Annotated in this window: 21 protein-coding genes, 1 pseudogene and 1 riboswitch; of the genes and pseudogenes, 11 read left to right on the plus strand and 11 right to left on the minus strand. The window is 59.5% G+C overall.

The window, feature by feature from the left end; all coding sequences use genetic code 11:
* Window position 1: 1 nt before the first annotated feature.
* Window positions 2-79, plus strand: a riboswitch (cyclic di-GMP riboswitch).
* 132 nt (window positions 80-211) lie between these two features.
* The 4 genes from C2E25_RS01025 to C2E25_RS01040 all read left to right on the plus strand — a co-directional run bounded on the left by C2E25_RS01025 (window position 212) and on the right by C2E25_RS01040 (window position 4963).
* Window positions 212-2242, plus strand: coding sequence for a putative Ig domain-containing protein (locus C2E25_RS01025; RefSeq protein WP_158247078.1), 2031 nt, complete (start codon window positions 212-214; stop codon window positions 2240-2242).
* Between the two features lie 16 nt (window positions 2243-2258).
* Window positions 2259-3428, plus strand: coding sequence for an Ig-like domain-containing protein (locus tag C2E25_RS01030; protein ID WP_158247079.1), 1170 nt, complete (start codon window positions 2259-2261; stop codon window positions 3426-3428).
* Between the two features lie 198 nt (window positions 3429-3626).
* Entirely contained in the window at window positions 3627-4346 is a 720-nt protein-coding gene (locus tag C2E25_RS01035) for a hypothetical protein (protein WP_103113964.1), read from the plus strand.
* A gap of 14 nt (window positions 4347-4360) precedes the next feature.
* Complete coding sequence (locus C2E25_RS01040; RefSeq protein ID WP_103114109.1) at window positions 4361-4963, plus strand: flavodoxin family protein; 603 nt, start codon at window positions 4361-4363, stop codon at window positions 4961-4963.
* Between the two features lie 45 nt (window positions 4964-5008).
* Here the strand turns inward: C2E25_RS01040 and C2E25_RS01045 are convergent, their stop codons facing one another.
* Window positions 5009-5920 carry an IPT/TIG domain-containing protein gene (locus C2E25_RS01045; protein ID WP_103113965.1) on the minus strand — a complete coding sequence of 304 codons (912 nt, stop codon included), beginning with the start codon at window positions 5918-5920 and terminating at the stop codon, window positions 5009-5011.
* Window positions 5921-6218: 298 nt separating this feature from the next.
* Here C2E25_RS01045 and C2E25_RS01050 point away from each other — a divergent pair, with 298 nt between their 5' ends.
* Entirely contained in the window at window positions 6219-6644 is a 426-nt protein-coding gene (locus tag C2E25_RS01050) for a hypothetical protein (RefSeq protein WP_103113966.1), read from the plus strand.
* Window positions 6645-6708: 64 nt separating this feature from the next.
* Here the strand turns inward: C2E25_RS01050 and C2E25_RS01055 are convergent, their stop codons facing one another.
* From C2E25_RS01055 to C2E25_RS01075, 5 genes are all read right to left on the minus strand, one after another.
* Window positions 6709-7158, minus strand: a complete 450-nt coding sequence (locus C2E25_RS01055; protein ID WP_199177343.1) for a DMT family transporter — start codon at window positions 7156-7158, stop codon at window positions 6709-6711.
* 32 nt (window positions 7159-7190) lie between these two features.
* Complete coding sequence (locus C2E25_RS01060; protein ID WP_103113968.1) at window positions 7191-8111, minus strand: ABC transporter permease; 921 nt, start codon at window positions 8109-8111, stop codon at window positions 7191-7193.
* Complete coding sequence (locus C2E25_RS01065) at window positions 8108-9184, minus strand: ABC transporter permease (RefSeq protein WP_103113969.1); 1077 nt, start codon at window positions 9182-9184, stop codon at window positions 8108-8110. The genes C2E25_RS01060 and C2E25_RS01065 overlap by 4 nt, the downstream gene beginning before the upstream one ends.
* Window positions 9181-10689 carry an ABC transporter ATP-binding protein gene (locus C2E25_RS01070; RefSeq protein ID WP_103113970.1) on the minus strand — a complete coding sequence of 503 codons (1509 nt, stop codon included), beginning with the start codon at window positions 10687-10689 and terminating at the stop codon, window positions 9181-9183. Before C2E25_RS01070 ends, C2E25_RS01065 begins: the two co-directional genes overlap by 4 nt.
* A gap of 232 nt (window positions 10690-10921) precedes the next feature.
* A complete protein-coding gene (locus C2E25_RS01075; RefSeq protein ID WP_103113971.1) occupies window positions 10922-12046 on the minus strand; it encodes a BMP family ABC transporter substrate-binding protein in 1125 nt (374 codons plus the stop codon).
* A gap of 194 nt (window positions 12047-12240) precedes the next feature.
* Between C2E25_RS01075 and C2E25_RS01080 the strand changes: the two genes are divergently transcribed.
* The 4 genes from C2E25_RS01080 (at window position 12241) to C2E25_RS01095 (ending at window position 14346) form a co-directional block, all read left to right on the plus strand.
* Window positions 12241-12732 carry a GNAT family N-acetyltransferase gene (locus C2E25_RS01080; RefSeq protein ID WP_103113972.1) on the plus strand — a complete coding sequence of 164 codons (492 nt, stop codon included), beginning with the start codon at window positions 12241-12243 and terminating at the stop codon, window positions 12730-12732.
* Between the two features lie 70 nt (window positions 12733-12802).
* The gene (locus C2E25_RS01085; protein ID WP_103113973.1) at window positions 12803-13180 is read left to right on the plus strand and encodes a hypothetical protein; all 378 of its coding nucleotides are present in this window, start codon (window positions 12803-12805) and stop codon (window positions 13178-13180) included.
* Between the two features lie 81 nt (window positions 13181-13261).
* Window positions 13262-13510 carry a hypothetical protein gene (locus C2E25_RS01090; RefSeq protein ID WP_103113974.1) on the plus strand — a complete coding sequence of 83 codons (249 nt, stop codon included), beginning with the start codon at window positions 13262-13264 and terminating at the stop codon, window positions 13508-13510.
* A 5-nt stretch (window positions 13511-13515) separates the two neighbouring features.
* Window positions 13516-14346 (plus strand): universal stress protein UspA, encoded by an 831-nt coding sequence (locus C2E25_RS01095; RefSeq protein ID WP_103113975.1) that lies wholly within the window; start codon window positions 13516-13518, stop codon window positions 14344-14346.
* Between the two features lie 15 nt (window positions 14347-14361).
* Here the strand turns inward: C2E25_RS01095 and C2E25_RS01100 are convergent, their stop codons facing one another.
* From C2E25_RS01100 to C2E25_RS18065, 5 genes and pseudogenes are all read right to left on the minus strand, one after another.
* Window positions 14362-14631, minus strand: coding sequence for a hypothetical protein (locus C2E25_RS01100; protein WP_103113976.1), 270 nt, complete (start codon window positions 14629-14631; stop codon window positions 14362-14364).
* 68 nt (window positions 14632-14699) lie between these two features.
* On the minus strand, window positions 14700-15461 hold the full coding sequence (locus C2E25_RS01105; RefSeq protein WP_103113977.1) for a c(7)-type cytochrome triheme domain-containing protein: 762 nt from the start codon (window positions 15459-15461) through the stop codon (window positions 14700-14702).
* The gene (locus tag C2E25_RS01110; RefSeq protein WP_103113978.1) at window positions 15461-16249 is read right to left on the minus strand and encodes a c(7)-type cytochrome triheme domain-containing protein; all 789 of its coding nucleotides are present in this window, start codon (window positions 16247-16249) and stop codon (window positions 15461-15463) included. Before C2E25_RS01110 ends, C2E25_RS01105 begins: the two co-directional genes overlap by 1 nt.
* Window positions 16250-16550: 301 nt before the next feature.
* Entirely contained in the window at window positions 16551-17072 is a 522-nt protein-coding gene (locus C2E25_RS01115) for an SIMPL domain-containing protein (RefSeq protein ID WP_103113979.1), read from the minus strand.
* A 19-nt stretch (window positions 17073-17091) separates the two neighbouring features.
* Window positions 17092-17304 (minus strand): annotated as a pseudogene (locus C2E25_RS18065) (hypothetical protein); the annotation flags it as partial.
* Window positions 17305-17506: 202 nt separating this feature from the next.
* On the opposite strand from C2E25_RS18065, the gene C2E25_RS01125 reads away from it, so the two are divergent.
* Both C2E25_RS01125 and C2E25_RS01130 read left to right on the plus strand, forming a co-directional pair.
* The gene (locus C2E25_RS01125) at window positions 17507-18472 is read left to right on the plus strand and encodes a GntR family transcriptional regulator (RefSeq protein ID WP_103113981.1); all 966 of its coding nucleotides are present in this window, start codon (window positions 17507-17509) and stop codon (window positions 18470-18472) included.
* Complete coding sequence (locus tag C2E25_RS01130) at window positions 18460-20445, plus strand: hydantoinase/oxoprolinase family protein (protein WP_103113982.1); 1986 nt, start codon at window positions 18460-18462, stop codon at window positions 20443-20445. Before C2E25_RS01125 ends, C2E25_RS01130 begins: the two co-directional genes overlap by 13 nt.
* The last annotated feature ends 54 nt before the right edge of the window (window positions 20446-20499 follow it).

The following is a 20499-nucleotide window of genomic DNA, read 5'->3' on the forward strand; positions in this document are numbered from 1 at the left end:
TCTCCGATAAGGGCAAAACCAGAGAGATCTGGCGACGCAAAGCCACGGGTCCTGACCACAGGACAGCCGGGTTGCCGAAGAGAGTGTTCGCGAAACCATCCCCGGTTTTCCCCCTATCCCCACAGCGCTCACCTTCGGTAACGAGGCGAGCGCTTTTTTTGCCTTTACCGCAGACCGGTAACGACAAGCACATGGAAAAAGGGAGTCAATGATGGGGATCAACGTTTCAAGAGTACTGTTGTTCATGGTCGGGCTCACCCTGGCCATCACGACCGCGGTGAACGCCAAAACAATTACCATGACCTGGGATGCCAGTTCCGACAGCCGGGTCACGGGCTACAAGATCTACTATTCCACAACCTCCCCCGATCCGCCGTTCAACGGCACCGGGGCCAATGAGGGGCCATCGCCGATCGATGTCGGCAACAACCTGACCGCCACCCTCAGCGGCCTGGTGAACGAGCAGGTACACTATCTTGCCGTCACCGCCTACGACGCGGCCGGCAACGAAAGCGACTATTCCAATATCGCCGTCAGCTCCGCCATCCTGCCGCAGGTCAACCGGCCGCCGGTGCTGGCAACCATCGGCAGCAGAACCGTGACCGCGAGGTCCACCCTGAGCTTCGTTCTCAGCGCCAGTGACCCCGACGGCGACACGCTCGTCTACAGCGTTGTCAACCTGCCGCCGGGGGCAAGCTTCAACGCCGCCACAGGCAGCTTCAGCTGGACGCCCGCCGACTCCGCGGTCGGCAGCTACAGTCCGACCTTCTCGGTCAGCGACGGCAGCCTGAGCGATTCTGAAACGGTGACCATCGAGGTCGCGGCCTATGTCCCCCCGGACAGCGATGGCGACGGCGTCATCGACAGCCAGGACGCCTTCCCCCTGGACGCTTCTGAATGGCTCGATACCGACCTCGACGGGATCGGCAACAACGCCGACCCGGACGATGACAACGACGGTGTCATCGACAGCCAGGACGCCTTCCCCCTGGACGCTTCTGAATGGCTCGATACCGACCTCGACGGGATCGGCAACAACGCCGACCCGGACGATGACAACGACGGTGTCATCGACAGCCGGGACAGCGCGCCCCTCGATGCCGCGACCAGCGCCTGGCGGATCAGTGCCGTCGCCGGCAGCGGTGGAACCATCACCCCATCCGGCGACAGCCTGCTGCCGTATGGCCAGTCGCAAAGCTACATCATCAGCGCGGCAGCCGGCTTCTTCCTTGAAGATGTTCTTGTCGACGGCACATCCGTCGGCCCGGTCGAGCAATACCAGTTCGTCGCCGTCGACAGTTCGCACCGCATCGAAGCGCTGTTCCAGCCGGTTGCCGACGGTCTGCGCCTGCCGGCCAGCGAGAGTGGACTGCCCGGCGTCGACCGCCTCGACGGCGGGGACGACTCCTCCAACCTGGTCGGCGGGGTACCGAAAAGCGACCTCGACTATCTCTTCCGCATCGTTCTGCAGGACACTTCGGGCAACGCCCCCGCCGCGGTTATGCTGATACTCAACGGCTATGCCTATCCGATGACCCTGCAGAGCGGCATCCTTGCCGCCGGGGCAACCTACGGCTTCACCACCCATCTCGGCCCGATGGCCTCCCAGTTCTTCCATTTCGAAGCCCGGGACGCCCAGGGGACGGTTCTGTTCCGGTTCCCGGCCGAGGGCGAACTTGACGCGCCCCGCATCGAACTGCTGAACGGCAGGAATATCGTCGGCATCCCCACGGACCCCGCCGTCCCGGCCCTGACCGCCGACCAGGCGTTCGGCGCATCACCGGCCTACCAGTGGTTCGCCGACGGCAAAAAGACCGGCCACTACCAGCTGGTCTCCGGCGACAGCGGGCTGATCGCCGGCACGGGATATGTCATCAAGCGTGCCGCCGTCAGCCAGCTCCCGGCCCCGGATCCGGCCACTGAGAATCCCGCCCCGAGCTGTGAAATCCCGCTGCAGAAAGGCTGGAACCTGATCGCCAACCCCTACGGAGGAAATGTCGCTCTCGCCGATATCCAGGTTCAGGTGGACGGTTCCGCCCCCCTCACATGGAGTGACGCGGTGGCCGCCGGGCAGGTGATCGACGGGGTGTATTCCTTTGTCGGCGAGGACTGGGGCAACCGGATGATCCTGTACCCCGGCGACGACCCGGATGCCGTCCTTGTCCCCGGGATCGGCTACTGGATTTACGTGAATTCCGAGAATGACGCGGTCTCGCTGGTCGTACCCAGACCGCAGACCTGAAACAGGAGAAACCGACATGAGAACAATCAAGATCATTCAGCTGTTGATAATGATTTCCCTGTTGTCGCTGCTGTCCGCCTGCGGCGGCGGAGGCGGCGGCACATCGGAACCGGCGCCGACCACCCTCAGCGGGCGAGTCGCTGACGGCTACCTCACTGGCGCGCGGGTGTTTCTCGACCGCAACGGCAATCGATTACTCGACGCGGGGGAACCCTGGGACATCACCTCCGCGGGAGGCCATTTCAGCCTGCAGGTCGCCCCGGGTGATGGCGACCGCTACCCGGTCGTCGCCGAAATCATCGCCGGGCAGACGATCGATGAAGATCAGCCGCAGGAAGCGATTGCCGCCGGCTATCGCCTGGTCGCGCCGGCGGGTCAATGGACCTTCATTTCCCCCCTGACAACCCTGGTCAAGAACGAGCGGGACAAGACCCCCGCCCTTTCACTGCCGGATGCCGAAACCCGGATCCGTTCGCAACTCGGCCTCGGTGCGGGAATCTCCCTGTTCGACGACTACATCCAGTCCGGCGACAGCAACGCAGTGGCGGCCCATCATGCCGCCGGAATCGTCGCCGGGCTGATGGGAACCCTGGAGAATCTGATCGAACAGAATGTCGGCACTGCGCTGACGGACGACCAGCGAACGGCAGTGGAACTGATGATCGACGACCAGATCAAGGCCCGGCAAACCATGATCGCCGAGAGCCTTGCCGCGGCCGGAGACCCGGCGACCAGGGAGGCGACCGAAGCGGCCATCCTGGCCGACATCGACAGCAGTTCCTTGAACGCGGACCTGCTGAACCGCTACCTCGATCGCTTGAACAATCCCGCTCCAGTCTGGGATATGACCGCGCCTGAAATCCTCGACCAGGTGCCTCCGGTCGACAGCAAAACCTCCATCGATGTCGTCATCTCCCTCGGTTTTGACGAAAAGCTTGACCCGGTCTCTGTTTCGACCGATTCACTACGGCTGATCGGCCCATCCGGGCCATTAAGCGGAACGCTTACCTACGATCCGGACACCAGGCAGCTGGCGTTCACTCCCGATGACTACCTGATGGCCTATACCGGCTACCGGGTTGAGTTGACGGGAGTCACGGACCTGTACGGCAACCCCCTCCCCTCCCTTGCCTGGAGTTTCACCACCATTTTCGATCAATTACCACCGGCACTCCCCGATTTCTGATCCCTGCCTCCCCCCCCCCCCCCCGAAAGGTCTGGATGACTCTCCGGGGGGGGATAGCCATCAATGACGCAGCTTGCCCTCAGCTTCATTCCTGATACTATTGCTTTTTTCTGAAATCGTCAGGAGCCCTCACCCCGAAAAACACCCCTGTGAGCTCCTGCCCGGCCCATACGCCCCTGACCAAAAAAAGAATTCAGAATGGACTTTATCGCAAGCCATCAATGGGTCATTATCCTGGCACCCTTTTTAATCATCGCAACAATAGGCGTTATTTTAGGCACAAAGAACTTGAAACGAGAAAAAGCTGTTCGAAAAGAGGCGCAGGCTTTTGGTTACATTACAAATGACAAAAACAACGTTAAAAAGCTTGATGACATCCCGGATTTTTTTCTCCTTGCGCCACAGGGGAAACATGAAAGATTTTTACAAATACGAAACATTATAAAAGGATATTTCGACGAAATCGAATTCATCCTGTTTGACTACATGTCAACCTACAGCAAAGGAAGAACCAACATTATAACTGCGTTGGCATTTCTTTTATCAAACGACATTCATTGTTATTTTTCATTAACTCCAATCGATAAAATTTCACGAATACATAAATATGCAATAAATATTGCATCGAATTACAGCTCATTAAATCCTGAATACAGGAAAATCGACGTCAGCGACAACAGCGATTTTTCGGACCACTACCTCCTGTACTCCAACAATGAACAAGCTGTTAAGAGATTGTTCAACGAAAACACCATCCAGCTTCTTTCAAAACAACATTCACGGGGATGGCATATTGTCTGTAAAAATGGCTGGATGAACCTGTACCACAGTCATAAAACCGTGGCCCCCGGACATGTGCATGATTTTCTGAAAAAAGCTAAAGCGATCTATGAAACGATTCTTGCGGAACAGACTTGAAACGGGACGGGGACATGGCTGAAGACAAAAAAGCCCTCGCTATTATCGGCAGCTATCGTCAAGGCGGAACCATCGATACCGTCGTCGGCGAAATCATGACGACAATTGAAGAGTCGGGGCTGAAGACGGAAACGATCTATCTTCGGGAACAGCACATTGAGTTTTGCACAAACTGCCGTGCCTGTCTGCAGGAACAGGGGAGTGAACGCGGAAAATGCCCGTTTGATGACGATATGGGCGCCATCCTTGCCGCCATTGAAACCGCCGACTGCCTTGTCCTCGGAGCGCCGGTAAATTTCGGCAATATCAATGCCCTGACCCGCGCCTTCATGGAACGTTGCATCAGTTTCGCCTATTGGCCCTGGGACACGCCGGCCCCGAAGATCAGAAAGCCCGACCCCACGAAAAAAGCACTTCTGATTTCATCATCTGCCGCCCCCGCCTGGCTCGGACGATATTTTTCAGGGGCTCCCGCCGCGCTGAAAAAACTCTCCCGCATGATCGGCGCCAGGCCGGTCGGCATCCTTTGGGTCGGCCTGGTCAACAGAAAAAATCCGTCTTTATCCGACAAAACAAGACACCGGGCCCGTAATCTTGCCCGCAAGCTGGTTCTCTGAACTGGAGATCAGCCCCCGCCCCCTCCGACATCGGCATCCCCCGGGTCAGGGAAGAGAGATGCCGAACGGCTCCGATTTTTTCCCATCGGGATTGATCACTTGAAAAAACAGATCCCGCGCCTGGCTGCTGGACGGATAGCGTTCATAGATCAGGATTCGACAGTCACGAAAAACCAGCCGATCAGACGTTTGCTGGACACTTCCGGGATTGCTGCCGAATCCCCTGGTATCGGTATAGATGATCCTGGAACGATGATCAGATTCAGGCGCCCGACTGTTCGGCTGGGTTACGCTGAGAATCGAGTTAAAATAGAAGTTGCGTCCATGAATGATAATTTCGAAGTGATTCACATAATCCTCCCCCTGCTCAATGCTGTCAATTGAGGGGATATCATTGACCCACAGGGAATGCGGCAACGAGGTCTTTCCGCTGGGATTCCGCACCTGAATACCGTGAACCCCCGATCTCATCGTCGAAGGAATAAAAAAACGGATCTGTCCCGAATCAACCCACTCCATGGGGACCGAAACACCATCGAAAAGCAGACTTGCCCCGTCCAGAAAAAATCGTCCATCGATCTGGACGGATTGTTCTTCAGCAGTTCCGCAGGCATCGATATTCCGGGGCGAGATGTTGCCGATCAGCGGTGTCGGTTCAAGAATTTCGATGAATTGCGTCAGAGAGATTTCTTCGCCGTCATGTTCCAGCGACAGCACGTACTCTCCCGGTTGCACATCGGGCAGAAAAAAACGCAATACACGTGAATTCACATCATGAACGGGAACAGTTTTCTCTCCCAGCCGAACCTGGGTCAGGCGGGAAAAGGGGCCGCCGGTCACGGTAATTTCGGTCCCCGGCTCACCGCGACTCGGAGCGATCGAGCTGATTTCGAAAGCCGCGGCAAAGGCGGGCAGCAGTATCAAGGTGAAGAGAATTCCGGCGACTGAACGTTTCATCAACAGCTCCCGATGGGTGACTCAACAGGGTTTCAGGCAAACAATTCCTTGGGAGTGCAAATTGAACACCAACCGGGAAATGCCGCAATCAGCACTTCCGCCATGCTGACGCCCCTGTCGCTGAAGAATAATCCACGTCAAGCTGTGGAATATTCTTCAAGGGAAAAACCCCGACCGCGGCCGTACCGGGCCGACCGGAAGCAACAAGGCGGGATGGACGATTCCGCCGGCAAGACCCTCGAATCCAGAATCATCCTGTGCTAATATCCGGGCCGAAAAACACAGGAGGATTACCGTTATGACCGATCTGCACACCCCGGTTCACCAGATGGTCAGAACCGCTCTCACCGACGGCAAGGCTCTGACTTCAAAACTGATTCGCGAGCAGCGAGAGCAGAGCCGCAAAGCGGTCAGGCAGGGAAAAGTGATCTTCTGGATCGCCATCACCCTGCTCAACCTGGTGGTCTGGGTCAAGCTGCCCATTCCCGTCCCGGTACGTTTCGCGATTGGCCTGCTGGCCCTGGCGACAGCCCTGATCGCGCCGATCATCTGGAGCAAAAAACATCAACTGAAACTGTACCTGCTTCAGGATGTTCAGGAAGGCCCGAAACGACGCAAAGCCGGCCCGGAAGCCAAGAACTACATCGACCAGGTCCGTGAACAGGGCCGCGCCTACGTCCGCGCCGAGATGGATGTTCTCGAAGAAGGCAGGGAGAAGGGCTGAAAGCAGAGTCCCGTCAACAGCCGAGGGGGGGGCTGCCGACCGGCAGCCCCCTTCGTCTCACGTCTCAAAACCATCTCACCAGCACCACCCCGAGACAGACCAGCACCACCCCGGCAATACGACCGACACTGACGGTGTGGACCGGATAGCCGAGCCAGCCGTAATGATCGAGCAGCAGCGAGGCGATCATCTGTCCGGCCAGGACCAGCACCACCATGGTACTCGCACCGAGCCGCGGGGCGAGGACCACCGTTGATGCGACAAAAAAAGCGCCGAGGATGCCGCCGGTCCAGACCCACCAGGGATGACCCGACAGAGATTCCGGACTCGGCAACGGGGTACGGGCAAGCAGGGCGTAAACAACCAGCGTGAGGGTGCCGACAGCGAAGGAGACAGTCGCGGCCAGTACCGGCGAGCGGGTGAAGAGGTTGAGCTGGGCATTGATACCCGCCTGGGTGGGAATGGAAATTCCGGCAGCCAGCGCCATGAGCAGAAAAATCAGGTTTGCCGACATGAATAACCTCATTCCTTAGAAAAACGCCGGTCTCACTTGCGATCCTCCCGGTCATAGGGAAGGCCCAGGCTCTCCGGCTGCTGACCGGCGCCCTTCTGCAGCCGCAGGGTCGAGACCACCAGCACCAGGATCGTGCCGATGTAGGGCAGCATTTGCAGAATATGAGCACTGATCTCGGTGCCCATCGCCTGCATGCGCAACTGCAGAGCGGTGATACCGCCGAACAGATAGGCACCGAGCATCGCCCGCGGACTCGACCAGCAGGCGAAAATCACCAGCGCGACGGCGATCCAGCCGCGGCCGGCCGACATGTTTTCAATCCACATCGGCGTGTAGGCCATGCTCAGGTAGGCGCCGCCGAGGCCGACAATGCCGCTGCCGACGGACACGGCCAGAAACCGGTAGCGCTCCACCGGAACCCCGCAGGTATCGGCAGCGGCCGGATTTTCACCTGCAGTGCGCAGGTTCAGTCCCCAGCGGGTGCGGTAGAAGAACAACCAGATGACGGCCACCAGCAGAAAACTGAGGTAGATCAGCGCGTCCTGGTCAAAGAAAGCCTTGCCGACCAGCGGCAGCCGGGATAAGCCGGGGATGGCGATACGACTGAAACCGTCGATGGTCAGGCCGACCATGCCGCGCCCGAACAGGGCGGTGATACCGATACCGAACATGGTCAGTGCCAGTCCGCTGACAATCTGGTTGCCGCGCAACTGGACACAGATCAGAGCGTGAATGGCGCCCGCCGCCATGGCGGCGACAAAGGCGGCCAGCAGGCCGACCGACAGGCTGCCGCAGCCGTGGGCGGCACTGAAACCGGCCAGGGCGCCGATCAGCATCAGCCCCTCGATACCGAGATTGATGATCCCGGCCCGCTCACTGATCAGGGCGCCGAGGGTGGCGAACAGGATCGGTGTGCCGGCACGTACCGTGGCGTCGAGCAGGATATCGATCATGCGTCACCTCCGGCGACCCGGCGGATGCGGTACTGCAGGAAAAAATCAGCGGCCAGCAGAAAGAACAGGATCAACCCCTGGAAGGCATAGATGAAGGCGATCGGCAGCTGCCAGGTGAGCTGCAGACTGTCGCCGCCGACCAGCAGGATCCCCATCAGGAAGGAGACGACCACCACCCCCAGGGCGCTGCGTCGCGCCAGCCAGGCGATGATGATGGCGGTGTAACCGTAACCGGGAGAGATGCCGTGAATCAACCGGTGCTGCAGCCCGGCGACTTCACTGAATCCGGCGAGGGCGGCCAGCGCGCCGCTCAGGAAGAGGACCAGGACGATGGCGGGCCCGGTTTTCATCCCGGCATATTGCGCCGCCTGCGGATTGCTGCCGATGGCCTTGATCTCGAATCCCCAGACGGTGCGTTCCATCAGCAGGTAGAGCAGCAGGGCGCAGAACAGGGCCAGGAAGAAACCGCTGTGCAGCCGGGTATTGAAGTAGTCACCGAGACGGGCCGCGTCGGAAAACTGGGCGCTGAGGGGGAAATTGAACCCCTTGGGGTCCTTCCAGGCGCCGAACAGCAGGTAATCGGTCCAGAGAATGGCGATGTAATTCATCAGCAGGGTGACGATCACCTCGTTGACCTGCCAGCGGACCCGAAGCAGCCCCGCCACCCCGGCCCAGAGACCGCCGCAGATAAAGGCCGCGACCAGCATGCAGGTCAGCATCAGCAGATGGTTTTCGATCCCGGAAAAAAGCGCCACCCCACTGGCGGCCATGGCGCCGATATAGATCTGTCCTTCGGCACCGATATTCCAGATCTGCATGCGGAACGCGAGCGACACCCCCAGGCCGGCGAAAATCAGCGGCGTCGCCTTGACCAGGGTTTCGGAAAGCCCGTAAATCGAACCTACCGATTCGCGGAAAATTTCCAGGTAGGCGGCGGCCGGATCGACCCCGGCGGCCAGCAGCAGGAAACCGGCGACAAACAGGGCCACCAGCACCGAAAGCAACGGGGCCAGAAAACGCAGCAGCGGCGCGTTCAGTTCACGCCGTTCGGTGCGAAAACGCGGCAGGCTCATGCCACCTCCTCGCCGCTCATCATCAGCCCGATCGCCTCGCGCGTCGTCTGCCGCGGATCGACACAGCCGACCACCCGGCCGCGGAACATGACGGCAATGCGATCGCAGATTTTCAGCAGTTCGTCCAGATCCTCGGAAATCAGCAGGGTACTCATCCCTCGCGCCGCGCCGTCCGCCATGACCTTGTGAACATACTCGGCACTGCCGATATCAAGTCCGCGGGTCGGGTAGAGAGCGACCAGCACCGCCGGATCCTCGGAAAGTTCGCGGGCGATGATCACCTTCTGGATATTGCCGCCGGACAGATAGCGCACCGGAGCCCCGTCCGGACCGGCCTTGATGGCGAACTGCGCGATCTTCTCGCGGGCGTTGCGGCGGATCGCCGCCCGGTCCTGAAAAATCCAGCGCCTGAATCCGGGCTGCTTGAAGCTCTTCAGAATCAGGTTGTCGTCGACGCTCAGGTCGGGCGCGATGCCGATGCTCTTGCGGTCTTCGGGGATGTGGGCGATGCCGGCGATGTACGAACTGCGGGCGCTGCTGTGGGTGATGTCCTCTCCGGCGGCGAAAATCCTCCCGGAGGCCGCTTTCTTCAATCCGGTCAGGACTTCAGCCAGCGCTTTCTGGCCGTTGCCGGCCACCCCGGCGATCCCGAGGATTTCGCCCTTCTTCAGCTCAAGGCTGCAGCTGTCAAGATCGGCCAGACCACGGTCGTTGCGGACCGAGAGGTCGCGGATATCGAGTACCACGTCGTCCCCGACCCGGCTTTGTTTCCGCCATTGCGGCACCTGGTCGTCGCCGATCATCAGCCCCGCCAGCCGGGCCTGGTCAAAATCACCCCGAGCCAGGGTAGTCAGGCTGCGACCCTTCTTCAAGACCGTCACCCGGTCGGAGATCTCCATCACCTCGCGCATCTTGTGGGAGATGAAGATCACGCTTTTTCCCTGCTCCCGGAGCCGGGTCAGCACCGCGAACAGCCGCTCGCTCTCCTGCGGCGTCAGCACCGCCGTCGGCTCGTCGAGGATCAGCAGCCGGCAGTCACGCATCAGTAGTTTGATCAGTTCAATCCACTGCTGGGCACCGATGGAAAGCTTCCAGACAGGGCTGTCAAGATCGAGGTCGAGGTCAAATTCATCGATCACCTGCTGGATACGATCCCGGAGCCGGCGCCGGGAGAAAAACCCCGGCACCCCGTCAAGAGCCAGGAGGATATTCTCGAACACGCTGTGGGCCGGAACCAGCATGAAATGCTGGTGAACCATGCCGATACCGCAGGCCAGCGAAGCGCGCGGACGGGCAAAGCGCACCTCGCGACCAGCATACAGTATCCGCCCGCGATCGGGCCGATAAAGCCCGGTGAGAATGTTCATCAGGGTACTCTTGCCGGCGCCGTTCTCTCCCAGCAGGGTATGGATTTCCCCCGGCGCGACCGAAAAGGAGACGCTGTCGAGCGCCACCACCCCGGGGAAGGTTTTGCGGATATGTTCGATCTGCAGCAGGTCGGGCATGTTTACCGTAATGAATGACAGGGGAACCCCCCGGGCCGCCAAGACGCCAGGATCGCCAAGCAAATCTTTTTCAACGGAGAGTCGCAGAGAGGGAGAGAACGCAGAGAAAACACAAGGCTTTTTTTGGTTTTAACCCCAAAAGGTTTTCTCTCCATCTCAGCCCCTCTCCGCCTCTGCGTTAATAAGTTTTTTGACCTTCTTGGCACACTTGGCGGCAAAAATGCCCGGCAGGTTATTTCGGGATCGCTCCCTGAACCCCGGCGACGAAATAATTCATCCCCAGCAGATCAGCGTCGGCGATGACGGCCCCCGCCGCCACCACCTCCTTGCCGTCCTGGCCGCTGATCGGCCCGGCAAATGGTTTCAGGGTACCGGCAACGATCGCGGCGGTCTTCTCCTTGACCAGGGCCTTGACGTCGGCCGGAACCTTGTCACTCAGCGGCGCCAGGCGCACCAGGTCCTTGTCCATCCCCCACCAGATCTGCCGCGATTTCCAGGTGCCGTCCTTCACCTCAGCGGCAACCTTGGTGTAAAGCGCTCCCCAGTTCCAGACCGGAGCGGTCAGGAAAGAGTTCGGGGCGAACTTGCGCATGTCGGAGTTGTAGCCGATGACATAGGCGCCGCGAGCCTCGGCGGCCTGCAGGGTGGCCGGAGCGTCCTGGTGCATGGTCAGCACGTCGGCGCCGACATCGAGCAGGCTGTCGGCGGCATCCCGCTCGACACCGGGATCAAACCAGGTCTGGGTCCAGACCACTTTAACCACGGCCTTGGGATTGACACTGCGCACGCCAAGGGCGAAGGCGTTGATGCCGCGGATTACCTCGGGAATCGGGAAGGCACCAACATAACCGATAATGTTTGATTTGGTCATCTTGCCGGCAATGATGCCGGAGAGATAGCGCGGCTGATACATGCGGCCGAAATAGGTGCCGACATTGTCAGCGGTCTTGTAACCCGAACAGTGCATGAAAACCGTATCAGGATGCTTCTTCGCCACCTCCAGGGTGGCATCCATAAAACCGAAACTGGTGGTGAAGACCAGGTTGCAGCCCTTGTTCACCAGACCGGTAATGGCGCGCGTGGCCTCGGCCCCTTCATGGACCGATTCGAGGAAGATCGAAGGTTTGACGAATGGAAGCTTCTCCATCGCCTGACGGCCCTGGTCATGGGCATAGGTCCAGCCGCCGTCACCCACCGGGCCGACATAGACAAAACCGGCCTTGACCTGTTTTTCCGCCGCCTGTGGCGCAGGCTTCTCAGCTGTCTTCGTCGAAACGGCCTCTTCCTGCTTGTTGCAGCCGGTCAGGGCCAGGGCGAGGAAAACGATAAAGAACGCGAAACGGGTCGTAACTTTCATTCCATGCACCTTTCGTTTGGTGATATTGAATATTGAAGAGACTTTCTTGTAATTGAGTCGGGCTTCGGTGTCAAGTTTCGTGACCGGCGAAAGTGTCCGGGAGGTGACCCTGGCGGAACAAACCACCGGTTGCTTTTTGCCGCATTTTGGTCAAGGATTTGCTGGCAACCATAATCCGAACAAACGAGCTGCCGATGAACTTCCGCAATGCCGAACAACATGACTGGCCGACCATCCTCGCGATTTACAACCAGGCGGTCGAAGAATCCTTCTGTACTGCCGATACCGAACCGGCGACCCTGGACAGTCGACGGGACTGGCTCGAACAGCACAGCGCCGACCGCTACCCGATCCTGCTCGCTGAAGAGAACGGAACCGTACTCGGCTGGTGCAGCCTCAGCCCCTACCGCCCGGGACGCAGGGCTCTGGCCGGCGTTGCCGAAGTCAGCTACTACCTCGACCGGCAGGCACGCGGCCGGGGGCTGGCCGGAAAATTGCTCAAGCAGGCGATCCTCACTGCCCGACAGCAGAATTTCCACACCCTGATCGCCATCCTGATGGACGTCAACCGGCCGAGCCGCGGGCTGCTGGAGAAATTCCATTTCGAACGTTGGGGACACCTGCCGGACGTGGCCCGTTTTCCCGAGGGATGTTGCGGTCAATACCTCTATGGCTTGAAAATCTGAAATTTCAGTTCCGCCCCCCCAAAGGCCGGAGACCTGCTAAACTTGAAGCGATGATTCCAAGGAGGCCCGCATGCCCCGCAACCACCGCGGCACCCCGGAACGCCGCAACTCCGGGCGAGACTCCAATCTCCACGTCCTGCGCGCCGCCGGGCTGCTCGGCTGGCTCTGCCTGCTCGCCGGCCTGCTGGTGCTGGCTGCCGCCAAGCCGGAAACCCAGGGGTATTTCGATCGGGTCAATGACATCCAGCGCCGACTTTACTGGAAACGCGACCTGCTCCATTATGCTCTCAATCTCTTCATCGCCGGCTTCGGCTTCAGCATCGCCGGGCTGATCTTCAATGCCACCCGCCTGAAACGCCAGGGGGATTTCATCTACATCTCCATCATCCTGCTCGGCATCGCCAGCCTGGCAGCCATCGTCGGCTACCTGCTCGCCTTTACCGGCTGATTCTGTTACCATTCAAAAATAATTAAATTCTTTTATCCGCGGGGCAGACACATCCTGTCCCGACCTCTGCAGGCGCACCCGATGAATTCATCCGCACTGACCGAACAATTCACCCTGTTCTGGCAAAACAATCCCTACGTGATCTACGCCGCCGCGACGGGTCTGCTGTTGTTGGCGATCTTCAAGCGCAAAACCTTTTTCCGGCTGCTGGCCTTCCTGCTCTTCATCGGCGGTGTCTACCTGGTCGTCAGTCAATTGGGAAAAAGCCTGGACACCGGCATCAGGAACACCGAAACAATGGCCACCAAAACCCAGAAAGCACTGGAGTAATCCCGATGAACCGCCCCCTGCTGCACGTTTTCCGCAACACTCCGTTCGGCCGCGAAACCCTGCTGCAATCGGCCTACACCTGCCGCCGCATGCAGCGTCCGCTCGACATCTACCTGCCGAAAGACAAAAAATTTCTCTTCTATTTCGATAACGAGGTGGTGCAGGTCGACCTCGACCGTTCCTACCTGCACCAGCCGGAAACAGCACAAGAGAATGCCGAAGCGATGCTGCAGCTGGGTCCGACGCTGACAACCCGTTTTTTCCAGGCGGAGAAATATACCGCCACCGGCCTGCCCGACCTGTCGCCCGGATACGGCATGATGACCTGTCCGCGATCGATGAGTGACCAGACCAGCCGCATCAGTCTCGGCTTCATCGGCTCGAAGGTCAGGCACATCCTGCAGACCGCTCCCTTTCCGATCCTCATCCCCTCCCCGGTCTACAAACCCTGGACACGCCTGGCGGTTCTCTACGGCGGTTCCGACGCCGCCGCCGGGGCGCTGCGGCTGGCACTGGAGATTCAGCAACGCTGCAACGTGGAACTGAGAATTTTCAGCCTGGGAGACCAGAAGGAGCTTTCAGCACATCTGGAACGGCAGGGGCTGGCAAATAAAATTCAGCGGGAGAACTGGCACGTTTTTTCGTCCGGGCGGATCGGCGATCATCTCAACCAGGTTCCACACGACGCGCTGGTGGTGCTCGGCGCCTACGGTCATGGACCGATCAAGGCCCTGTTCGGCAGCACCATGGAGACGATTCAGGCCGGCCTGCCGAACAACCTGCTGGTGACCGGCCCGAAATTCAGTGCGTTGACGACTCAGGAAGCTGCCGACTGATTCCGTCCGCCCGGCTCACTGAGCCGGCTTTTTCTCTCCGTCCGCGGCAGCCTCAGCGCGATAGGCGAGAAAAGAACCGCAGCGTTTGAGCCGGAACAACCAGACCTTGTCGGCTGGATTCCGCGCGGCTTCGAGTTTCTCCACCAGTAAGTGGACGGTCTTGGCCGCCGCCGGCACCTCTTCATCCGGCAGGGCCGCGCAACGGGCGCAGAGCGCCAGGGCGGTCTCAATCTCGGGCGACATCTCAACCGCCGTCACCTTCGCCGGCAGCAGCAGGACGAGCATCACGCCCCATCCCGAAACCCATAACATCGTTCTCCGAACAACTCTCAACAGATCACTCCCCGATCTCATCATCGTTGTTTGATACCCGGATGACAGAGTTCGCATTCATCCAGCGGAAAAGCTACATCCAGGTGACAGACTCCGCAGAATTTACCCTCCAGGATATAGCGCATCTCGAAATGCCTGGTGGTCTTTTTCTTGATGTTGAAAATATCCGGATGACAATTGGCGCAGTCCAGCCATGGGACATGGGTGGCATGGTCAAAAATCGCCGGAGTGACCATCGACCAGTTGGCAGTCAACTCCAGGCGTTTGCTGAAATCCAGCGGTTTTTCCTCCGGACGATAGATGCTGTACTTCGGCGCGATCAATCCCTTCTGCAGCGCCCGGGTCCAGTTGATGCCGTTACCGAAACCGGTCGGCGGCAACGTCCGCTGCAGCTTGAGAAAAGACTGCTTGTCGATTTCCGCCTTGCCGGTGTGGCAACGGGCGCAATTTTCGTCGGTGGGTCCGAAGGCGACTACCCCGTCGTGGCAGGCACCGCAGTACATCCCCTCGCGGTTGGCCTGCTCGGTGATCTCGGTGCGGTTGACCTTGAAATCGAAACCGAGTTCGAAATGACAGACACGGCAGGTATACCGGGTCCGGTGGGTCCAGTGAGAGAAGAAGACCGGCTTCTGCCCGGATCTGGTTGAAACCCGGTCGATCAGCAGATCCCCGTAACGATGCTGGGGCGGGGGAACCGGAAGTTTGAAGATGCTTCCCTCAACCAGACCGGCCAGCAGCAGTCCCGCCAGCAGCGCCAGCAACAGCCTCTTGCCGCGCATCATCAAAAGACCGGCCGACTGTGACAGCGCTGACAGTCGATGTTGGGGAAAGCAACCTTGTCATGGCAGACGCCGCAGAATCGGCCGTCAAAAATATCCTGCATGCTGTAGGGTTTGGCCCCCTTGCGGATCGGGAAAATCTCCGGATGGCAGGTCTCGCAACCGTTCCAGACGGCATGTTTGCGGTGTGAGAAGATGATATCCGGCATCTTGTCTTCCTTGACCGACAGGTCGATATCTTCCGGGTCCTTGATTTTGGCGTGGTTAACCGAATAGCCCTCGTGATAATCGACCAGCTTCAGCAAACCCTCTTCTTCGGCCTTGAGCCAGTCGATGCCGTTACCGAAGCGTTCACGCGGCATGGTACGTCGGAAACTGTTGAAATCGTTTTTGAATTTAACATTCTTACCGACCGAATGACAGCGTTCGCAATTTTCCTGCTTAACCCCGTCGGTTCCGGTTTCAACGGCCGCGAAGGCCAGTTTGCCGTCATGGCAGGCGCCGCAGTAAAGACCCGCCCGGTTGTCGGCCTCGGTGATCCCGGTGACGCCGGCCTGCATGGCGAAGCCGAGATCGACATGACAGAGACGACAGGTGAATTTCGACCGGTGCAGCCAGTGTGGAAAGGCCACCGCGGCCTGTCCCTTGGCAGTCGAACCATTGTCGATTACCACTCGGCCGAACTCGCTCAACTTTGGACGTTTCTTCTTCACCCCGAAGGTTTCCGCACCGGCAACCGAAAATCCGGCCGCCACCAGCAACAGCACCACTCCCATGACAAGTTTCTTCACAGCCGCCCCCTTTGCCTGAACCGGTTGATTCAGGCGTCATCCTGAATCAGTGAGTTCCTGTTGGATAGAGAGTGCAAGTGCTTGGCCTGAATGAGGTTTCCAAAAATCTGAAGCGCACCCATAGGTTCGCTGGTGATTTTTGGGAAGCTCAGGCAGAGCAATGACTTGGGCTATCCGCCGACAAGGGACTCACTGATTCAGGGTTATACAGCACTGGATCTGAAACTACGGTAATCAATGAAACAATTAAACTCCAATCGTGTTTAATTTTCAATGATATTTCTCTAAAATTTCTAAAAGATTATTGACCCGAGCGAACCGTCCCCACCTTGGGAAGCAGTGCGAAAGTCAGTGTGACCGCAGCCCGTACCTGCAGATCATCCGGGGCAATAATCGGAGGTGCCGCCTCGGCTGACATGCTTCTGACCATGACGGCACCGGGCAAGGGACGGACCGGTGGACCGTCCTGCGAGCTGATCGTCAGTTGCCTGATCGCGCCAAGTCGCATCCCCGCCGCCGCGGCGTTCTCGGCATCCTCCCGACCATGGGCCACCGCCTCGGCGATTGCCTGCTGCCGATATTTGCGCGGGTCGGAGAGACCGAAACGCAACTGGCCGATCTCATCGGCGCCGGCCTGGCGGGCCGCTTCGATCAGGGCACCGATCAGCGGCAACCTGACGGTTTTGATATTGAGACTGTTCTGCACGCTGTAACCGACGATCTCGGGACGCCAATCTCGCGGCGCGGTGCGCGGTCGGGATGACCAGCGCGGCTGCAACCGGAACTGCCCGGTGCTGTACTCCCCTTTTGTTGAGTCCGACACGGATCAAAGCCTTTTCAACCTGCCGCATGGCACGGCTGTTTTTCTCCAGCGCCGAGCCGGCGTCACGATCTTCACTGATAACCCCGACACTGAACCGAACCTGGTCGGCAGCAACCTGCAGCAACGCATCGCCCTGCACCACCAGCTTCGCGCGCTGCGGATCGTCAGGTTTGTCAACAGCCCAGCAGGTCAACGGAACCGATACCATCAGCAAAATAAGCAGTTTTTTCATCTTTACCTCCTTTCTGCCTGAATCAGCATATCATCTGGCCCGGCAAGTTCAGCACCACCCGGCATTGCCAATCAGTTAACAACGCTTGACTATGGTTATTATGCCCGCTCCCCGCCCGAATACAGGGAGCAATCATCACTCCGGCACAATTAGATAAAATATTGTTTGTTTTTTCTTGCCCGAACAAAATAACCGGGGCACCATGAAAATTATGACGGAATCATCCCTCAACAAAATCCTGCCGAAACAGCACTACCTGCAGCTGCGCCTGCTCGACCGGGTGCTGGAAAACCCGGGCGACCGGTTTCCTCTCGGCGAGGAGGCCGCCCGCACCTACGGCGTCAACATCAACACCGCCCGCAAAGCCTTCGCCCTGCTGGCCGCCGAAGGCGTCATCGAACGCCGGCGCAAGGCCGGCAGCAGGGTTCTGCGTCAACCCGGAGAGGAACAGGCCGCGACCTATCGTCGCGCCAAAGACCAGATGTTCTCCCTGCTGCGTGACCTGGAACTGAGCGGATTCAGCGCCCTGGAAATGATTGCCATGGCGGTCAGCGCCCTGGAAGAGATCGGCCATCGGATTCCGCGCGTGGTCTACACGGAACTCGATTTTTACGAATTGCTGCTCGGTCGCCGGGAACTGGAACTGGCTCTCGGACTTCCGGTCCAACCCAGACACCTGGAAGAAGTGGAGCGCCTGCTGCAATGCGGCGCGCTGCAGGCCGACCTGGTGATCACGACCTTTTTTTGCGAAAATCGCCTGCGCGAAAGCTGCGAACAGCAGGGCGTTCCGCTGGTTCCGTTGCGGATCACCCCGCCGCTGGAACAACTGCTCAACTTCCCGCTGCTGCCGCGGGACACACAGATCACCATGGTGGTCATCTCCCCGCAGATCCGCCATCGCGTCGATGAATTCTACCCCCACATCGGCAGGGACTTTCCCGGCTTTAGCGTCCTGACCCTGGAAGAAGCCAGGCAGCAGCCCCGGCGCCTGCAACAAAGCCGCATCCTGCTGACCCAGAAACTGATCCTGGAAGAAAACAGAGACCTGTTCCGAACCATCCCGCGCATCATCAGCTACAACCGCTTTCAGGACGACGAAGGGCTCGACTACATACGCGAAATCCTGAACAGGACGGACACAACGGAGGGAGACGAATGCTCACCATAGGCGTCGATACCGGCGGCACCTTTACCGATTTCATCTGGCGCAAAGGCGATCAGTGGGGAGAATACAAACTCCTTTCGACGCCGCGCAACCCGGCCGAGGCGGTTTTGGCGGGACTGCGGCACATCGCCGGAGAAAAAGCCGTTGACCTGGTTCATGGTTCAACCGTGGCGACCAACGCCATCCTGGAGAAAAAGGGAGCGCTCACCGCCCTGGTCAGCAACCGGGGGTTCGAGGATGTCATCGAGATCGGTCGTCAGAACCGGCCCCGACTGTATGATCTGGCCTGCCGCCGCAACCCGCCGCTGGTTCCGGGCGGACTGCGTTTCGGTCTTCCCGGGCGCATCGACAACACCGGGCAGGAGCTGGAACCGCTGTCGGATGAAGACCTCGCCGCCCTGGGCGAAAAGCTGCGTGGCGCCCAGGTTGAATCGATTGCCGTCTGCCTGCTCTTCTCCTTCGCCAATCCCCACCATGAGCTGCAGGTGCAAAAGGCCCTGGAGCCGCTCGGCATTCCGGTCTCCCTTTCTCATCAGACCCTGTCCGAATTCCGCGAGTACGAACGGGCCTCGACCACCGTCATCAACGCCTACGTCTCGCCGAAAATGCGCCGTTACCTGACCTTCCTGAGTGAACAGATCGGCAGCAGCCGTTTTCGCATCATGCAGAGCAACGGCGGCAGCATCTCGGCCGCGACCGCCATGCTGGAATCGGTGCGCACCATCCTCTCCGGGCCCGCGGGGGGAGCCGTCGGGGCGCTGGAGATCGGCCGCCAGTCCGGCTTCGAAAAACTGATCACCTTCGACATGGGCGGCACCTCCACCGATGTCTGCCTGATCGACGGCCAACTGCCGCTGACCACCGAGGCGCAGATCGCCGACTACCCGGTCAAGGTGCCGATGATCGACATCCATACCGTCGGCGCCGGCGGAGGTTCTCTGGCGACAATCGACACCGGCGGCTCGCTGCAGGTCGGCCCGGAGAGCGCCGGGGCCGATCCCGGTCCCATCTGCTACGGCAGGGGGACAGGCATCACTGTCACCGATGCCAACCTCTACCTCGGACGCATGGTCGCCGATCACTTTCTCGGCGGCGGCATGCAGCTGCAGACCGAGCGCCTTCAGGAACCGTTCCGGCACCTGGCGAAACAGCTCGGAATCGGCACCCGCGAACTGGCCGAAGGCATCCTGGACATCGCCAACACCACCATGGAGCGCGCAATCAAGGTGATTTCCGTGGAACGGGGCTTTGATCCGCGCGAATTCACCCTCTTCTCCTTCGGCGGCGCCGGCGGCATGCACGCCGCCTTCCTCGCCCGCCTGCTGCAGATCCCGCGAGTCCTTATCCCGCGCAATCCCGGCATCCTCTCGGCCTGCGGCATGCTGATGGCGGACGTCATCAAGGATTACTCACAGACGATTATGCGTCCCGCCGACGGACTCAATCCGAACGAAGCCGAACAACTGTTTCAGCCGCTCGAACGGCGCGGCGAGGAGGAACTGGCCGCGGAAGGGGTTGCTGCCGGGCGGACCGTCCATCAGCGCTACCTCGACATGCGCTACCGGGGACAGTCTTTCGAGCTGATGGTTCCCTTCAGCGAAGACTTCGTCGCCGCCTTCCACCGCCTGCATGAGAAAACCTACGGCTACGCCAATCCCGACAAGCAGGTCGAAGTGGTCAATGTCCGGCTGCGTTCCCTCGGCCGACCACGACAGCAAAGTCTGCCGGAGATCGATGCTGGCGACGCGCAGCCGAGACCGGAGGCGAGCCTCGACACCCGCCAGGTGGTCTTCGACAGGGTCGAGGCAGCAACCAACATCATTGACCGCGAAAAGCTGCGAGCCGGCAACCGCATCACCGGTCCCTGCATCATCATTGAATATTCCTCGACCATCGTCGTGCCACCCTTCGCGGTGGCGACAGTGGATAAATTCGGGAATCTGCTGCTGGAGATTGAAGATCAGAAGAGCGACTAAAGGCGAAAGACCAAGGGCCAAAGGTGAGATCCGAACTGCCTCCGCATTCAAGCT

This window comes from Geothermobacter hydrogeniphilus (assembly GCF_002898515.1).
Taxonomy (GTDB): Bacteria; Desulfobacterota; Desulfuromonadia; order Desulfuromonadales; family Geothermobacteraceae; genus Geothermobacter_A.

What these genes read in the sequence shown, in the direction of transcription:
- C2E25_RS01065 (WP_103113969.1), bottom strand. Translation starts at nt 9,184, where the DNA reads ATGAGCCTGCCGCGTTTTCGCACCGAACGGCGTGAACTGAACGCGCCG.
- C2E25_RS01100 (WP_103113976.1), bottom strand. Translation starts at nt 14,631, where the DNA reads ATGCTCGTCCTGCTGCTGCCGGCGAAGGTGACGGCGGTTGAGATGTCG.
- C2E25_RS01095 (WP_103113975.1), top strand. Translation starts at nt 13,516, where the DNA reads ATGAACCGCCCCCTGCTGCACGTTTTCCGCAACACTCCGTTCGGCCGC.
- C2E25_RS01060 (WP_103113968.1), bottom strand. Translation starts at nt 8,111, where the DNA reads ATGATCGATATCCTGCTCGACGCCACGGTACGTGCCGGCACACCGATC.
- C2E25_RS01030 (WP_158247079.1), top strand. Translation starts at nt 2,259, where the DNA reads ATGAGAACAATCAAGATCATTCAGCTGTTGATAATGATTTCCCTGTTG.
- C2E25_RS01045 (WP_103113965.1), bottom strand. Translation starts at nt 5,920, where the DNA reads ATGAAACGTTCAGTCGCCGGAATTCTCTTCACCTTGATACTGCTGCCC.
- C2E25_RS01125 (WP_103113981.1), top strand. Translation starts at nt 17,507, where the DNA reads ATGAAAATTATGACGGAATCATCCCTCAACAAAATCCTGCCGAAACAG.
- C2E25_RS01025 (WP_158247078.1), top strand. Translation starts at nt 212, where the DNA reads ATGGGGATCAACGTTTCAAGAGTACTGTTGTTCATGGTCGGGCTCACC.
- C2E25_RS01055 (WP_199177343.1), bottom strand. Translation starts at nt 7,158, where the DNA reads ATGTCGGCAAACCTGATTTTTCTGCTCATGGCGCTGGCTGCCGGAATT.
- C2E25_RS01035 (WP_103113964.1), top strand. Translation starts at nt 3,627, where the DNA reads ATGGACTTTATCGCAAGCCATCAATGGGTCATTATCCTGGCACCCTTT.
- C2E25_RS01090 (WP_103113974.1), top strand. Translation starts at nt 13,262, where the DNA reads ATGAATTCATCCGCACTGACCGAACAATTCACCCTGTTCTGGCAAAAC.
- C2E25_RS01050 (WP_103113966.1), top strand. Translation starts at nt 6,219, where the DNA reads ATGACCGATCTGCACACCCCGGTTCACCAGATGGTCAGAACCGCTCTC.
- C2E25_RS01085 (WP_103113973.1), top strand. Translation starts at nt 12,803, where the DNA reads ATGCCCCGCAACCACCGCGGCACCCCGGAACGCCGCAACTCCGGGCGA.
- C2E25_RS01105 (WP_103113977.1), bottom strand. Translation starts at nt 15,461, where the DNA reads ATGATGCGCGGCAAGAGGCTGTTGCTGGCGCTGCTGGCGGGACTGCTG.
- C2E25_RS01070 (WP_103113970.1), bottom strand. Translation starts at nt 10,689, where the DNA reads ATGCCCGACCTGCTGCAGATCGAACATATCCGCAAAACCTTCCCCGGG.
- C2E25_RS01130 (WP_103113982.1), top strand. Translation starts at nt 18,460, where the DNA reads ATGCTCACCATAGGCGTCGATACCGGCGGCACCTTTACCGATTTCATC.
- C2E25_RS01080 (WP_103113972.1), top strand. Translation starts at nt 12,241, where the DNA reads ATGAACTTCCGCAATGCCGAACAACATGACTGGCCGACCATCCTCGCG.
- C2E25_RS01075 (WP_103113971.1), bottom strand. Translation starts at nt 12,046, where the DNA reads ATGAAAGTTACGACCCGTTTCGCGTTCTTTATCGTTTTCCTCGCCCTG.
- C2E25_RS01040 (WP_103114109.1), top strand. Translation starts at nt 4,361, where the DNA reads ATGGCTGAAGACAAAAAAGCCCTCGCTATTATCGGCAGCTATCGTCAA.